At 64.6% G+C, this 13,502-nt stretch carries 15 protein-coding genes; 10 read left to right on the top strand and 5 right to left on the bottom strand.

The genetic code is table 11. The features are described from left to right. Positions 1-4: 4 nt before the first annotated feature. Complete coding sequence (locus DKB74_RS11110) at positions 5-880, bottom strand: LysR family transcriptional regulator (protein WP_109808180.1); 876 nt, start codon at positions 878-880, stop codon at positions 5-7. Positions 881-976: 96 nt separating this feature from the next. On the opposite strand from DKB74_RS11110, the gene DKB74_RS11105 reads away from it, so the two are divergent. Further along, the gene (locus DKB74_RS11105) at positions 977-2,050 is read left to right on the top strand and encodes a YeiH family protein (RefSeq protein WP_109808179.1); all 1,074 of its coding nucleotides are present in this window, start codon (positions 977-979) and stop codon (positions 2,048-2,050) included. Positions 2,051-2,054: 4 nt separating this feature from the next. Here DKB74_RS11105 and DKB74_RS11100 read toward each other — a convergent pair whose 3' ends face one another. From DKB74_RS11100 to DKB74_RS11090, 3 genes are read right to left on the bottom strand one after another with little or no spacing between them, the layout of a single operon-like run. After that, on the bottom strand, positions 2,055-3,440 hold the full coding sequence (locus tag DKB74_RS11100) for a glycoside hydrolase family 47 protein (RefSeq protein WP_164497941.1): 1,386 nt from the start codon (positions 3,438-3,440) through the stop codon (positions 2,055-2,057). Between the two features lie 5 nt (positions 3,441-3,445). Then, a complete protein-coding gene (locus DKB74_RS11095; RefSeq protein WP_109808177.1) occupies positions 3,446-4,117 on the bottom strand; it encodes a class I SAM-dependent methyltransferase in 672 nt (223 codons plus the stop codon). After that, positions 4,114-5,361: a BtaA family protein gene (locus DKB74_RS11090; protein WP_109808176.1), complete on the bottom strand. Its 1,248-nt coding sequence runs from the start codon at positions 5,359-5,361 to the stop codon at positions 4,114-4,116. The genes DKB74_RS11095 and DKB74_RS11090 overlap by 4 nt, the downstream gene beginning before the upstream one ends. A gap of 469 nt (positions 5,362-5,830) precedes the next feature. Between DKB74_RS11090 and DKB74_RS18580 the strand changes: the two genes are divergently transcribed. The 9 genes from DKB74_RS18580 (at position 5,831) to DKB74_RS11045 (ending at position 12,214) form a co-directional block, all read left to right on the top strand. Next, the gene (locus DKB74_RS18580) at positions 5,831-6,145 is read left to right on the top strand and encodes a hypothetical protein (RefSeq protein ID WP_145960955.1); all 315 of its coding nucleotides are present in this window, start codon (positions 5,831-5,833) and stop codon (positions 6,143-6,145) included. Between the two features lie 46 nt (positions 6,146-6,191). Then, a complete protein-coding gene (rpiB, locus tag DKB74_RS11080; protein ID WP_109808174.1) occupies positions 6,192-6,644 on the top strand; it encodes a ribose 5-phosphate isomerase B in 453 nt (150 codons plus the stop codon). Beyond that, positions 6,641-7,951, top strand: a complete 1,311-nt coding sequence (gene glyA / locus DKB74_RS11075; protein ID WP_109808173.1) for a serine hydroxymethyltransferase — start codon at positions 6,641-6,643, stop codon at positions 7,949-7,951. The genes rpiB and glyA overlap by 4 nt, the downstream gene beginning before the upstream one ends. Positions 7,952-8,093: 142 nt before the next feature. Further along, the gene (nrdR, locus tag DKB74_RS11070; protein WP_109808172.1) at positions 8,094-8,555 is read left to right on the top strand and encodes a transcriptional regulator NrdR; all 462 of its coding nucleotides are present in this window, start codon (positions 8,094-8,096) and stop codon (positions 8,553-8,555) included. 79 nt (positions 8,556-8,634) lie between these two features. Continuing rightward, positions 8,635-8,976, top strand: coding sequence for a GIY-YIG nuclease family protein (locus DKB74_RS11065; RefSeq protein ID WP_109808301.1), 342 nt, complete (start codon positions 8,635-8,637; stop codon positions 8,974-8,976). A 2-nt stretch (positions 8,977-8,978) separates the two neighbouring features. Beyond that, a complete protein-coding gene (locus tag DKB74_RS11060) occupies positions 8,979-9,710 on the top strand; it encodes an RNA methyltransferase (protein WP_109808171.1) in 732 nt (243 codons plus the stop codon). 171 nt (positions 9,711-9,881) lie between these two features. Next, positions 9,882-10,496 carry a 30S ribosomal protein S4 gene (gene rpsD / locus DKB74_RS11055; RefSeq protein ID WP_109808170.1) on the top strand — a complete coding sequence of 205 codons (615 nt, stop codon included), beginning with the start codon at positions 9,882-9,884 and terminating at the stop codon, positions 10,494-10,496. 186 nt (positions 10,497-10,682) lie between these two features. Continuing rightward, a complete protein-coding gene (locus tag DKB74_RS11050; RefSeq protein WP_109808169.1) occupies positions 10,683-11,522 on the top strand; it encodes a hypothetical protein in 840 nt (279 codons plus the stop codon). 50 nt (positions 11,523-11,572) lie between these two features. Continuing rightward, positions 11,573-12,214 (top strand): exopolysaccharide biosynthesis protein, encoded by a 642-nt coding sequence (locus DKB74_RS11045; RefSeq protein ID WP_109808168.1) that lies wholly within the window; start codon positions 11,573-11,575, stop codon positions 12,212-12,214. Positions 12,215-12,219: 5 nt separating this feature from the next. Here DKB74_RS11045 and DKB74_RS11040 read toward each other — a convergent pair whose 3' ends face one another. Further along, a complete protein-coding gene (locus DKB74_RS11040; RefSeq protein ID WP_109808300.1) occupies positions 12,220-13,491 on the bottom strand; it encodes a NupC/NupG family nucleoside CNT transporter in 1,272 nt (423 codons plus the stop codon). Positions 13,492-13,502: the final 11 nt, after the last annotated feature.

The following is a 13,502-nucleotide window of genomic DNA, read 5'->3' as shown; positions in this document are numbered from 1 at the left end:
CGGGTCAGGCGCTACGGTTCCGACCGATCATATCGAGCAGCGCATCGGCGGCTGCGCTGCGATAGCGTTCCTTGTGCCGCAGCCCGTGAAAGGCGCGCGCCCCAAGATCGCAGGGCAACGCGTGAAGCGTGCCCGCGGCAATGGCCGGCGCGACCACCAGCGCCGATAGCGCAGTAACGCCGGCACCCGCCTCCACCGCCGTACGAACGCTTTCGTTGGAGGGCAGCGTCAGCGCGACCTGAAGCGTATCGGGATCAACGCCCTGCGCGCGCAGCGCGGCCTCCAGCGCCGATCGCGTACCGGAGCCGGATTCGCGCAGCACCCAGCACACACCGCGCAGCCATGCCGCATCGACATGCGGCTGTGGCGCGGCGGCGACGAGCAGCAGGCGATCCTCTCCAATCCGCCAATGGGCGAGCGCGGGGTCAGCGACCACGCCTTCGACAATGCCGAGTTCGGCCTCGCCCTTATGCACGCTGGCAGCCGCCATTTCGGTGTTGCCGATCGCAAGATGCACATCGACGCCCGGATAGGCGGCGCGATAGCGGGCAAGCAGCGGTGGCAGCCAATAGGCGGCGATGGTCTGGCTCGCGACCAGGCGCAGCGTCCCGCGATCCAGCCCGCCCCATTCGTCGAGCATCTGTTGCGCCGCCTGCGCCCGCGAAACGACACCGCGCGCTTCGGCAACAAAGGCGCGTCCGGCATCGGTCAGCGCAATTCCGCGTCCGACGCGATGGAACAACCGCACATCGTGCCGCGCCTCGAGCGCGGCAATCGCGGCCGATGCCGCCGACTGGCTGATGTTGAGCGCCTGCGCCGCCGCAGTGACATGTTCGCGCTCGGCCACGGCCAGGAAGATGCGGAGTTGTTCGAGGGTCATGGCCAATCAATCGCATTTGATGATTGGAATCACAATTATCATGCGTTGGATCGATTGAATTTCCGGAAGTAGCGATTTGCGGGAAAGGAATTTCCGATGGCGCGCGCCCTGTCCGTCCCCATCCCCAGCCGGTTCGAACGCCCCCCGCTGCTGCCCGGCATTGGCCTGTGCCTTGCCGTCACGCTTGCGGGCTATGCGGGAGCGGCGGTGGAGACTGCGTTGTTCGGCAAGCCATGGCTTGAGCCGCTGGTGCTCGCCATTCTGATCGGCGCGGCGGTGCGCAGCCTGTGGAAGCCGGGGCCGGGCTGGCATCGCGGCATTGCCTTCAGCGCCAAGACGCTGCTCGAAATCGCCGTGGTGCTTCTGGGCCTGTCGGTCAGCGCAACCACGATCCTGCGCGCCGGCCCCGCGTTGCTTGGCGGTATCGCACTGACAGTGATGCTCGCGCTGATCGCGGGCTATGCGATCGGGCGGATGCTTCGGCTGCCGCAGCGCATGGCGTTGCTGATCGCGTGCGGCAATGCGATTTGCGGCAATTCGGCGATCGCGGCAGTGGCACCGGTGATTCATGCCGATGGCGACGATGTTGCCGCGGCGATTGGTTTTACCGCAGTGCTGGGAGTCGCGGTGGTGCTGGGTTTGCCGCTGCTCGGGCTGGCGCTCGACCTGTCCGCCATCGGCTATGGCACGCTGGCCGGGCTGACCGTTTATGCCGTGCCGCAGGTGCTGGCCGCTGCTGCGCCGTTCGGCACTGCGGCGGTCCATATCGGCACGCTGGTAAAGCTGGTCCGCGTGCTGATGCTGGGGCCGGTCTGTGTCATGCTGTCGCTGATCGCACCGCGGCTCGATGCGGTGGACGAACCCGCCGATGCAATTGTGGCCGGCGATGTGCAGCGCCCGGGTCTGCACCAGCTGGTGCCATGGTTCATCCTCGGCTTCCTCGCGCTGGTCGGGTTGCGCGCGACGGGGCTGGTTCCCGAAACGCTGGTCGCACCGGTGGGACAGGTTTCCGGCGCGCTGACGGTCGTATCGATGGCGGCGCTGGGCCTGGGCGTCGATGTCCGCAGCATCGCGCAGGCGGGACCGCGCGTGACGGCGGCGGTGTTGCTCTCGCTGCTGCTACTGCTGACGATCGCGCTGGCGCTGGTCGCGTTGCTGGCAATCGCGTGACGCGTCAGGGGGCGATGAAGCCCCTGAGCACATTGCCCTCGGTCGTCAGCACGTTGCTGCGATAGTCAAAGCGCGGGCAATCGGCGAAGATCAGCCAATAATATTTCATCTGTTCCGACCACCAATAGCCGGGGCAGTGATCGGCCTGACGCTTGGGATTGGCGGTGACGTCGGCAAGATCGGTATAGCCATACTGCGCCTTGTTCGCGGCGAGCATGTTTTCGAAATGCACGGCGCAAACCTCGCGCCAGCGTTCGTCGCGATCGAGCAGCCACAGGTTGAACGCCGCGTCGGCCAGTTCGGGGCGGAGCGCATTGGTTTTCTGAAGCGGCTGGCCGGTCTGATAATCATATGCTTCGGGCAGCACGCCATAGCGATCCTGCACCTTCGCCCAGCTTTCGACCAAAGCCGCGCCGGTTGCGGGCATCCCGCCCTGCGCCAGCAGCCCGCCGTAAAAGGCGGATAGCTCGTCCTGTTCGCCGGTCAGGATTTCGCCGGTTTCATAATCGACATCGGCGATCCATGCACCGCCCTTGGTCCAGACGAGTTGATGCCGGACGATGCCGCCGGTCAGGACATCGTACATCGCCTTGCACTCGGCGTCGCCGAACAGCTCCCATGCGTCCCACAGATATTCATAATAGCTGTCGGCATAGGAACCGACCGTGGCGCGGCGATCCACCCATTGCCCGGTCATCGCATCGATCTTCACCGGCACCAGATCGATCTTCGAGCGCTTCTCGAACAGTGTCGCCATCGGCGCGCGCGTGGCGTCGTGATAGCGCGAGTCGCCGGTGAGACGCGACAGCGTGCCCCATTCGCTGAGCAAAGTGCCCGCTTCGGCCGGGTTCGTCAGCGGATCACGCACCGCGCCGCTGCGCAGATTGACATAGCGATAGGGCAGCCCCGTCGGCGTATCGAATGCGGGGAGCATCCGGTCGGCGAGATCCTTTGCCTTTGCCAGCAGCACCCGATCGCCACAGGCGAGATGCGCCGACAACAGCCCGCCAAGCAGCCGGATGGTCGTTTCGAACACCGAAACCTCGCCATCGACGTCGAAATCGAGTTCGGCCTTCACCCAGTCGACGCCTGCCTGAAAGCGATCGTCGAGCCCCATCAGCCAGAGCGTATCGAGCGATTCGATCAGGCTGAGCCCGAGATGCGCATGCTTGAGCGGAAAGCTGGAGGTGGTGCCGCTGACCGGCTTGATCTCGTCCTTGCCCCAGGCATGTTCGCGATATTGGTCGAACGCCCAGGCCATTTCGGCCTTCACCGCTTCACCGAGCGCCGCCCAGTCGCGCTTGGCGGCACGCGCCGCCACCGACGGCGCCATCGCCAGCCCCGCGCACCCTAAGGATCCTCGCAGCAGCCAGCGACGGTTGAAGCGCATGCCTGTCACCCCTTGGTAAGCGTTGCGCGCCAGGTATAGCCGCGCCAGAGCGAGCGAAAGTCCATCGCCATGTCGTGCTGCTCGGCCACGCGCTTCAGCACCGCGGGCAATTCGCGGCGCGGATAGACGTGAAAGTCGTTGAGCGATTTGTAATGCAGCTTTTTCGCCAATTTGGGCAGCCGCTCATACTGGCCGAAATCGACGATGTGCAGGCTGCCGCCCGGCGCCAGCTGCGCAGCGGCGCGCTCGATCGCTTCCTGCCAGGGCGGGATCATCGAGATGGTGTAGCTCATGAAGATGCGGTCGACCTTGTCGAGGCCGAACAGGCTGGAAACGTCGAATGTCCCGGCATCGGCCTGCGCCAGCGTGACCTTGTTCTCCAGCCCCTTCCTGCCGAGCGAGCTGCGCGCCTGAGTCAGCATCGCGTCGCTGATGTCGAAGCCGTAAAAGCGCGCATCGGGCCAGTGTTTCGCCGCGACGATCAGGTTGCGCGCGGTGCCGCAGCCGACTTCGAGCACCGATCCGCCCCTGGGCACATCGAGCTCGCGGATCATCGTGTCGCGCCCGAGCAGATAGAATTTGCGCGTCAGATCATAGAAATGGCGATGGAGGCCATAGGTGGCATCCATCAGCCGCTTCTGATCGGACGGGTTTTCTGCCTCTGCGCCGCTGCTCATGCCGCGTGTGGCTTCAGCGTCCAGAGGTGCATCGCGCCATAGACCGAGCTGCGGTCGCGCGCGACCCAGTCGTCCAGCTTCTCCTGCGGCGCATATTCCCACTGCGCCATGATGTCGTCGGGGATATGCCCCTTGACCACATCGGGCACCGCAGCGGTGCGATAGAGGACGCGTGCGCCGGGCTTTGCCGTGCGAGTGATCGCGGTCCAGAGGCGCGTCAGCTGGGCGTCGGTCATCCAGTCCTGCGCGTCGAGCAGGATATAGCGGTCCATCGACTGGGCCGGCATCTGCTCGAGATATTCGGACATGTTCTGATGGCGGATTTCGAGCCGGTCGGCGCGGCTCTGAATCAACTCCCAATTCTGGCGCTGCAGATAGGGGGGCAGCGGCGCATCGGGCGTGCGGCCATAGCCGCGCCCGAATGCCTGCCATGCGAAATAATTCTCGTTGATCGGGAAGTCGCAGGCGAGCTTGCGCAGGCGCGAGCGCAGTGCACCGGTAATGCCTTCGCGATCGTCGGCCTTGAGCAGGTCGTACTGGGCCGGCGGGATGCCGAGGCCGAACAGCGAAGCGGGCTGGTCGATCATCCAGCGCAGCAGCTTCTTGTCGAAGAACGGCGCAAACTTCTTGTCGAAAATCTCGCGCTGCTCTTCCATCGAGCGCGCCTTGAGAATTTCGGTCGGGTCGATCTTGTAGCGATGCGCCAGCCAGTGCGTGAAGGCGATCAGCCGGCCGAGCAGACCGTAATGATAGAAGCCGCGCTTGAACGCCGTGATCCGGCGATGGCCGTTGGGGCCGCGATGCTCCCAATAGGCGCGCGAGGTTTCGTCGAGATGCGGGCGGACATGCTCGTAATAAAGCTGCACATTGCCCGGCTGGTCGGCGAGGCCGAACAGCTGATGAAAGCTGTCATAGTCGGGCAAATGGAGCGCCGCCTGCTGCTTCATCTTGTTGAGCGCGATATGCGCCGGGTTGAGGTCGACTGCCGTGATCTTTTTGGGATCGGCGATCAGATAGGATTGCGCGTTGCACCCGCCCGAGGCAATCGTGACGAGGTGATGGTCGGGCTGCAGCTCGAGCGCTTCCATATCGACCACCGGGTCTTCCCAGATCTGGGCATAGACGAGACCGCGAAAGGCGAAGGTGAAGGCGCGTTCGAGCAGCCCTTCCTTCGAAAGATGTTCGTGGCGATGAACGGCATCGCTCACGGCGCCTTTTTTGGACGACTTGGCAACTGAAGACATGTCTTGCTCCCGGAGGGAGTGCGCGAGCGGCCCCCATAGGGGGCCACCGGGCACATTGGCGGGGAGACTTGTGCGAAGGCGCTGCCGAAATCAATCCCTTGTACAGCGCCGCCAGAGGGCCAGCCGGTATTCCCGACCCTTGCGACCCGCATTTCGAAGAAACCGCGAGGGGTCTGACCCGCCGTCACATAGTCCCCGGCCTCCGCCCCTTCGCCGTCGCGAATCGCCACTGCATACCGGGTCGTTGCGTTGCCGTACGGAATTTCCCCGGCATAGCCGGTTTCGGTCGGCACGATCGCAAAAGCGGCTGCCTTGCGCTGCGCATGGGACCGCATCCTATAGGTTTTTCATCAGGATCGCAGGAAATGACCGCGACGCCATTGAAGCCGGTGGTGCCATCGGCCAGATAGCCGCGCCCTTCGATCGCCGTCACCGTTCCGTCCAGCAACGTGCCGATTCGCTGGTCGCCGTGATCGGCGAAGATCATTCTTGCCGGGTCCGGCGGGGCGAGGGACGGAGCCCGCTGGTCCATTATCGTTTCGGCGACGCGCCGAGCGAACTCGCGCAGATCGACGGCGAACAGGCGCATCGCGGTGCCTGGGCCGCATCGGGTGCGGTCGCCGGTGCGGCGCGTGAAGGGCGGCGGTGGATGCTGCTGCTTTCGGACGGCAGCCGCATTCCGGTGAGCGCGTCGCACCTGCCGCGCGTGCGCGAACGCAGCCGGCTCGCGCAATCGGCACGCCGCGGCACATCGGGTGTGGCAATGCCCGACACGAACGCCTAATAGGCGCGCATTCCAGCACTGAGATTGTCGGGAGCGCGCCGCCTTCATGCGAATCGCCATTGCCGCGGACCATGCCGCCTATGAACTCAAAGCCGTGCTTGCCGAATGGCTGCGCGACCATGGCCATGATGTCATCGACCTGGGGACCAATGGCCCGGAAAGCGTCGATTACCCCGATTATGGCTATAAACTGGCGCAGGCCGTGGCGAATGGCGAGGCCGAACGCGGCGTTGCCCTGTGCGGATCGGGAATCGGTATTTCGATCGCAGTCAATCGCAATCCGGCATGCCGCTGTGCGCTGGTATCCGAACCGCTTTCGGCAGCGCTGGCGCGCCAGCATAATGACGCCAATGTCATTGCGATGGGCGCGCGGCTGACCGGTCGCGACATGGCGATCGCCTGTCTCGACACCTTCCTTGCCACCGGCTTTGCCGGCGACCGCCACCAGCGCCGCGTCGACAAGCTGAGCGATCCCCAGATTGAAAGGACCGACGCATGAGCACCAGTGCAATCGAAGCGGGCGTACAGCCCGACGGCTTTTTTACGCGCGGCCTGGCCGAAGCCGATGCTGCGGTGTTCGCCGGCGTACAGCACGAGTTGCAGCGCGAGCAGCATCAGATCGAGCTGATCGCCAGCGAGAATATCGTGTCCAAGGCAGTGCTGGAGGCGCAGGGCAGCGTCTTCACCAACAAATATGCCGAAGGCTATCCGGGCAGGCGCTATTATCAGGGCTGCCATCCTTCGGACGAAGTTGAGCAGCTGGCGATCGATCGCGCCAAGCAATTGTTCGGATGCGGCTTTGCCAATGTCCAGCCGCATTCGGGCGCGCAGGCGAACGGCGCAGTGATGCTGGCGCTGACCCGGCCCGGCGATACGATCATGGGCCTCAGCCTCGATGCCGGCGGACACCTGACGCATGGTGCCAAGGCGGCGATGAGCGGCAAATGGTTCAACGCCGTGCAATATGGCGTCGATCCGGAAACGCATCTGATCGATTTCGATCAGGTCGAAGCGCTCGCCAAAGAGCATAGCCCCAAGCTGATCATCACCGGTGGTTCGGCCTATCCGCGCCAGATCGATTTCGCACGCTTCCGGGCGATTGCCGATGAGGTCGGCGCGCTGTTCATGGTCGATATGGCGCATTTCGCCGGACTGGTCGCGGGCGGCGCGCACCCCAGCCCGTTCGGCCACGCCCATGTCGTCACCACCACCACGCACAAGACGCTGCGCGGCCCGCGCGGCGGCATGGTGATGACCAATGACGAAGCAATCGCCAAGAAGATCAACTCGGCAGTGTTCCCCGGCCTGCAGGGCGGGCCGCTGATGCATGTCATCGCCGCCAAGGCGGTTGCATTCGGCGAAGCGCTCCAGCCCGATTACAAGGCGTATATCGCCGCGGTGGTGGAAAACGCCAAGGTGCTGGCCGCGACGCTGAAGGAGCGCGGCGCGAATCTGGTTTCGGGCGGCACCGACACGCATCTGGCGCTGGTCGATCTCACTCCGCTGGGCGTTACCGGCAAGGATGCCGACGAAGCGCTCGAACGCTCGGCGATCACCTGCAACAAGAACGGCATTCCCAACGATCCGCTGCCGCCGATGAAGACCAGCGGCATCCGCGTCGGATCGCCCGCCGGCACGACACGCGGCTTTGGCCCGGCCGAATTCCGCGAGATCGGCAACATGATCGCCGACGTGCTCGACGGGCTGCGCAAGAATGGCGAAGCGGGCGATGCGCAGATCGAAGCCAATGTCCGCGAACGCGTCCAGGCGCTGTGCGAACGCTTCCCGATCTATCCGGAGGCGTGAGCACGCGAGGGCCCGATTATCTGTCCGTTCGTCCTGAGTAGCCGCTGAGCCCGTCGAAGCGGCATATCGAAGGACCGATGCTTCGATACGGGCCTTCGACTTCGCTCAGTCCCTACTCAGCACGAACGGATGTGAATTTGCGATGCGCTGCCCCTTTTGCACTCATGAAGACAGCCAGGTGAAGGACAGCCGTCCGACCGAGGACGGCAACGCGATCCGCCGCCGCCGCCAGTGCGAGGCATGCGGCGCGCGCTTCACGACGTTCGAACGTATCCAGCTGCGCGACCTGACCATCGTCAAGTCGGAGGAACGGCGCGAGCCGTTCGAGCGCGACAAGCTGATGCGATCGGTCGCGATCGCGTGCCGCAAGCGCCCGATCGCCGCAGCCGCGATCGAAAAGCTGGTTTCGGGCATCCAGCGCCAGCTGGAAACCCAGGGCGACAGCGAAATTCCCGCCCAGCGCATCGGCGAGATGGTGATGGAGGGGCTGAAGGGACTCGATTCGGTCGCCTATATCCGCTTCGCCAGCGTCTATAAGGACTTTCGCGAGGCACGCGATTTCGAGGAATTCGCCGGCAGCGTGCATGAGGTGGGCAAGGGGTGAGACTGGGCCGGATGGGCATTGGCCACCCCCGTTCGTCCCGAGCGAAGTCGAGGGACAGTCGCAACGGGGAGCGGTAACGATGTTCTGGGTCTATATCCTGCGCTGCTCGGATGCTTCTTACTATACCGGCCATACCGACGACCTGGAGCGCCGTGTTGCCCAACATCAATCCGGCGAAATTCCCGGCTACACCCATGACCGCCGCCCAGTCTCGCTGATGTGGCAGGAATGCTTCCAGACACGCGAGGAAGCGATTCGAGCTGAATTGCGAATCAAACCATGGTCGCGCGCCAAGAAGGAAGCCCTGATCGCTGGCGACTGGACGGCGTTGAAGCGCGCGGCCATGCCACCGGGTGAACGAGAGTCACGCGTTGCGGCGGCCCCTCGACTTCGCTCGGGGCGAACGGAAGAAGACAGATAGAAATGAGCGAAACCACCCCACCCCCCGCGATCATCCTTGTCCGCCCGCAACTGGGCGAGAATATCGGCAAGGCGGCGCGCGCGATGCTCAATTTCGGGCTTGCCGAGATGCGGCTGGTAAGCCCGCGCGACGGCTGGCCCAATCCCTCCGCGGGCCCGGCGGCGAGCGGCGCGGATATCGTGCTCGAACGCGCGCAGATCTTCGAAAGCGTCGCCGATGCGGTGGCGGACTGCACCCATGTCTATGCCACCACGGTGCGCAAACGCGGCGTGACCAAGCCGGTGGTCAGGCCCGACGAAGCCGCGCAGGCGATCCATGCCACGCCGGGCAAATCCGCAATCCTGTTCGGGCCGGAGCGCTCTGGCCTTGAAACCGACGATGTCGCGGTCGCGGGCACGATCGTCACCGTGCCGATCAATCCCGAATTCGGATCGCTCAATCTGGCGCAGGCCGTGATCCTGATCGCCTATGAATGGTCGAAACATGCCGATCTGGTCCAGCCGACGCTGGAGGAACACGACCCCGTCGCGCCGCAGGCCGAGCTGGACGGCATGATCGCGCATCTCGACGGGTTGCTCGAGGCGAAGGGATTTTATCATCCCCCCGAACGCACCCCGGCGACCAAGCGAACGCTGCGCACATTGCTGACCAAGCCCGGCTGGTCGAGCCAGGAGATCAAGACGCTGCGCGGCGTGCTTTCCGCGCTGGAGGGCAAGAAGCAGCGCCGGAGTTGACTTTGCGCGGGTTCCCGCGTACCCGCGCGCCTTCGCAATCGGCCCCGCACCCCGGTGAAGCGGCGGCCCTGCATTTCCAACACTCTGGAATTGCAGGCGAAACCGGGAACGCGATCAGGTGGAAATATCTTCCGCCGGGTCAACGTTGTTGGCAATTGTAAGGAATATCACATGTCGAAGCGCTCCAGCGCCAAGTACAAGCTCGACCGCCGCATGGGCGAAAACATCTGGGGTCGTCCGAAGAGCCCGGTGAACAAGCGCGAATATGGTCCCGGTCAGCACGGCCAGCGCCGCAAGGGCAAGATGTCGGACTACGGCATCCAGCTGCGCGCCAAGCAGAAGCTGAAGGGCTATTACGGCGACATCACCGAAAAGCAGTTCAAGCGTTCGTACGAAGACGCGTCGAAGATGAAGGGCGATACCGGTCAGAACCTGATCGGCCTGCTCGAACAGCGTCTCGACATGGTCGTCTATCGCGCCAAGTTCGCGCCGACGATCTTTGCCGCGCGCCAGCTGGTCAATCACGGCCATGTCCGCGTGAACGGCGAGAAGTGCAACATCGGTTCGCGTCGCATCAAGCCGGGCGAGGAAGTCAGCCTGTCGAACAAGGCGCAGGAAATGGCGCTGGTGCTCGAAGCGCAGGCGCTGGCCGAGCGCGACATTCCGGAATATGTCGCAATGGACGGCGCTTCGAAGGCGACCTTCACGCGCATTCCGACGCTCGACGAAGTGCCCTATCCGGTGAAGATGGAACCGAATCTGGTCGTCGAATTCTATTCGCGCTGATCCGGCTTTCGCAGTCGAATCGAAACGGGGCGGTCCTTGCGGGCCGCCCTTTTTCGTTGTGGCGAAGTTTCCTGTGTTGCGGCGACGCAGCATGGGACAGGCAAAGGTTAACAGCGCGCTGGACCTGCGCCGCGCGTAGGCTATGCATGAACACCGGGATTCGCATCGCGAGGGGGAAATCGCGCCATGACGCTGCTGGGAGCCAAGGGGCAGGAATTGCTCTATAACGGAGCGCCGCCGTTTCTGACCGTCAATTTCACGGTGATCGCCGGCGGCGTGCTGATCATCCTGATCGTGCTGCTGCTGATCGCGCGCGCAGTCGGCGTTGCCGCACGGCGGCGCCGCGAGGAAGCCGAGGAGCTGGCCGCGATCCGCGCCGAGGAAGAAGCGGCGGCAGCCGCTGCGGCAGAGGCAGCGCGCATGCCCGAACCCCAGCCGGAGCCTGTGGTCGCGCCCGAACCGGTGGTGCCGGTTGCCGAGCCGGTTGCCGAAGCACCGCCCGCGCCCGAACCTGTTGCGCCCGCACCGGTCGCCGAGCCGGCGCCTGAACCCGAGCCGGCAGCGCCCGAACCGGTCATGCCCGAGCCGGTAGCCGAAACCGCACCCGCGCCCGAGCCGACGGCGCCCGAGCCCGTTGCCGAGCCTGAACCTGCCGCCGAACCGGTGGCGCAAGCCGAGCCCGCCCCCGAGCCGCCGGTCGAAGCCGTTGCCGACGCGCCTGCGCCGGAACCATCGGCGCCTGCGGAACCCGTCACGCCTGCACCGGCACCTGCATCGGGCGAACTGCCCGCCGACGACCTCACCCGGATGAAAGGCGTCGGGCCGCGGCTGGAAGAAAAGCTGAGGTCGCTCGGCATCAGGCGCTTTGCCCAGATCGCCAATCTCTCCGCCGCAGATGCGCTGGCGCTCGATGCACAGCTCGGCGATTTTCAGGGCCGGATGGGCCGGGACCGCTGGATCGAACAGGCGGCGTTGCTCGCGAATGGCGACATTGCGGGCTATGAGGAGCAATTCGGCAAGCTGTGACACCGGCCGGTTTGGCGGGATCGGGATAAACTCCTGTCCTGGCGCGTTAAATCCGCGCCACAGGGAGGATCGTCATCGCCAGCGCCGGAGAAAGTGACAAGGACACCAGCGATCGCCCGCTGGAAGACCTGATCGATCGCGCCGAGCAGGCGGGCCATGACGGACAGGTATCGATCGGCGATCTGCTCGACGATTTCGGCAAGCGCAGTTTCGGGCCGATCATCGCGATCCTGGCGCTGTTTGCGACGGTGCCGCCGGTCGGCGGCATTCCCGGCCTGCCCACCACCGTCGGCGTCATCACCATATTGATGGCGGTGCAGATCCTGTTCGGGCGCAATCAGCCCTGGCTGCCCCGGTTCATCCGCGACCGCAGCGTTTCGAAAGACAAGGTGCGCAAGCTGCGCGACAAGGCGGACTGGGCCTTTCGCCATATCGACAAGCTGATCCGTCCGCGACTCGACTGGGCGGCGGGGCACGTCGCGACCTGGATCGCTGCCTTATGCTGCGTGCTGCTCGGCGCGATGATGCCGCCGCTGGAACTGCTGCCCTTTGCCGCGGCGGTGCCGGGCATCGCGATCCTGCTGCTCGGCCTGGGGCTTACTGCCCGCGACGGGTTGCTGATGCTGCTCGGCTTTGCCGCTTCGGGTGGCGCAGCATGGCTGTTGATCGCCAATATCCCGAAGCTGTTCTGAGCCGGTCAGGCGGGTAGCAACAGCCCCGCCAGCGCCGCGCTCATCAGATTGGCGAGGCTGCCGGCAATCAATGCCCGGACGCCCAGCCGCGCGATGGTCCCGCGCTGATTGGGGGCCAGACCACCGGTCACCGCGAGCTGGATCGCGATCGAACTGAAATTGGCAAAGCCGCACAGCGCAAAGGTGATGATGGTAATGGTTCGCGGCGACAGATCGGTCGCGGCGCCCAGCTGAATGAAGGCGACGAATTCGTTGAGCACGACCTTGGTGCCGAACAGGCCGCCCGCCGTGCCGGCTTCGTGCCAGGGAATGCCGAGCAGATACATGACCGGCTGGAAAATCGTGCCGATGATCAGCTGGAAACTCAGCTCGGGAAAGCCGAACCAGCCGCCAATGCCGGCGAGCAGGCCATTGGCAAGCGCGACCAGCGCGACGAATGCGAGCACCATCGCGCCGACCGCCACTGCCAGCTTGACGCCGGTCTGCGCACCGGCAGCTGCGGCCATGATGATATTGTCGGCCTTTTCTTCCTCGATATCCCGCTCGGCGGCGCGGATCACCTCTTCCTCACGATCGTCGTCGAGCGGCAATTCGCTCTCCGCAAGATTCGCCTTGAGTTCGGGCATGATGATCTTTGCCATCAACAGCCCGCCCGGCGCCGCCATGAATGAGGCGGCCAGCAGCGATGGCAGCGATTCCGGGCCGAGGAAGCTGGCATAGGCGGCGAGGATCGTTCCTGCGACGCCCGCCATGCCGACCGACATCACCGCGAACAGCTGCGATTCGGTAAGCTTGGAAAGATAGGGGCGGATGACGAGCGGCGATTCGCTCTGACCGACGAAGATATTGGCCGCGGCGCATAGCGATTCGACCTTGGTCACGCCCGTCACTTTCTCGATCGCGCCGCCGACCCAGCGCACCACCAGCTGCATGATGCCCAGATGATACAGGATCGAAATCAGGCTGGCGAAGAAGATGATGACGGGAAGGGCAGCGATCGCAAAGCTGTTGCCGCCGATTTCGGGCGAGGCCAGCGGGCCGAAAATGAACTGGGTACCGGCATCGGCATAGCCGAGCAGCGCGCTGACCCCCGCCGACATCGTCTTGATCGCCTCACGCCCCGCCGGGACATAAAGGACGAGCACCGCGATTCCCGCCTGCAACGCAAAGGCCGGAGCGACCTGTCGCAAGCGGATGGAGCGCTTGCGCGGGGAAATCAGAAAGGCGATCGCAAGAATGGCGACAATGCCAAGGACGCCGATGGGAAACTGAGTCAGGGTCGTTGCCT

It is taken from the genome of Stakelama portus (genome assembly GCF_003171655.1).
In the GTDB taxonomy this organism is placed as follows: domain Bacteria; phylum Pseudomonadota; class Alphaproteobacteria; order Sphingomonadales; family Sphingomonadaceae; genus Sphingomonas; species Sphingomonas portus.
This window is presented reverse-complemented; position numbering and strand designations above follow the sequence as displayed.

Excerpts from the sequence above, each read along its gene's own strand:
- DKB74_RS11110 (WP_109808180.1), bottom strand. The coding sequence starts at position 880 with ATGACCCTCGAACAACTCCGCATCTTCCTGGCCGTGGCCGAGCGCGAA.
- DKB74_RS11105 (WP_109808179.1), top strand. The coding sequence starts at position 977 with ATGGCGCGCGCCCTGTCCGTCCCCATCCCCAGCCGGTTCGAACGCCCC.
- DKB74_RS11100 (WP_164497941.1), bottom strand. The coding sequence starts at position 3,440 with ATGCGCTTCAACCGTCGCTGGCTGCTGCGAGGATCCTTAGGGTGCGCG.
- DKB74_RS11095 (WP_109808177.1), bottom strand. The coding sequence starts at position 4,117 with ATGAGCAGCGGCGCAGAGGCAGAAAACCCGTCCGATCAGAAGCGGCTG.
- DKB74_RS11090 (WP_109808176.1), bottom strand. The coding sequence starts at position 5,361 with ATGTCTTCAGTTGCCAAGTCGTCCAAAAAAGGCGCCGTGAGCGATGCC.
- rpiB (WP_109808174.1), top strand. The coding sequence starts at position 6,192 with ATGCGAATCGCCATTGCCGCGGACCATGCCGCCTATGAACTCAAAGCC.
- glyA (WP_109808173.1), top strand. The coding sequence starts at position 6,641 with ATGAGCACCAGTGCAATCGAAGCGGGCGTACAGCCCGACGGCTTTTTT.
- nrdR (WP_109808172.1), top strand. The coding sequence starts at position 8,094 with ATGCGCTGCCCCTTTTGCACTCATGAAGACAGCCAGGTGAAGGACAGC.
- DKB74_RS11065 (WP_109808301.1), top strand. The coding sequence starts at position 8,635 with ATGTTCTGGGTCTATATCCTGCGCTGCTCGGATGCTTCTTACTATACC.
- DKB74_RS11060 (WP_109808171.1), top strand. The coding sequence starts at position 8,979 with ATGAGCGAAACCACCCCACCCCCCGCGATCATCCTTGTCCGCCCGCAA.
- rpsD (WP_109808170.1), top strand. The coding sequence starts at position 9,882 with ATGTCGAAGCGCTCCAGCGCCAAGTACAAGCTCGACCGCCGCATGGGC.
- DKB74_RS11050 (WP_109808169.1), top strand. The coding sequence starts at position 10,683 with ATGACGCTGCTGGGAGCCAAGGGGCAGGAATTGCTCTATAACGGAGCG.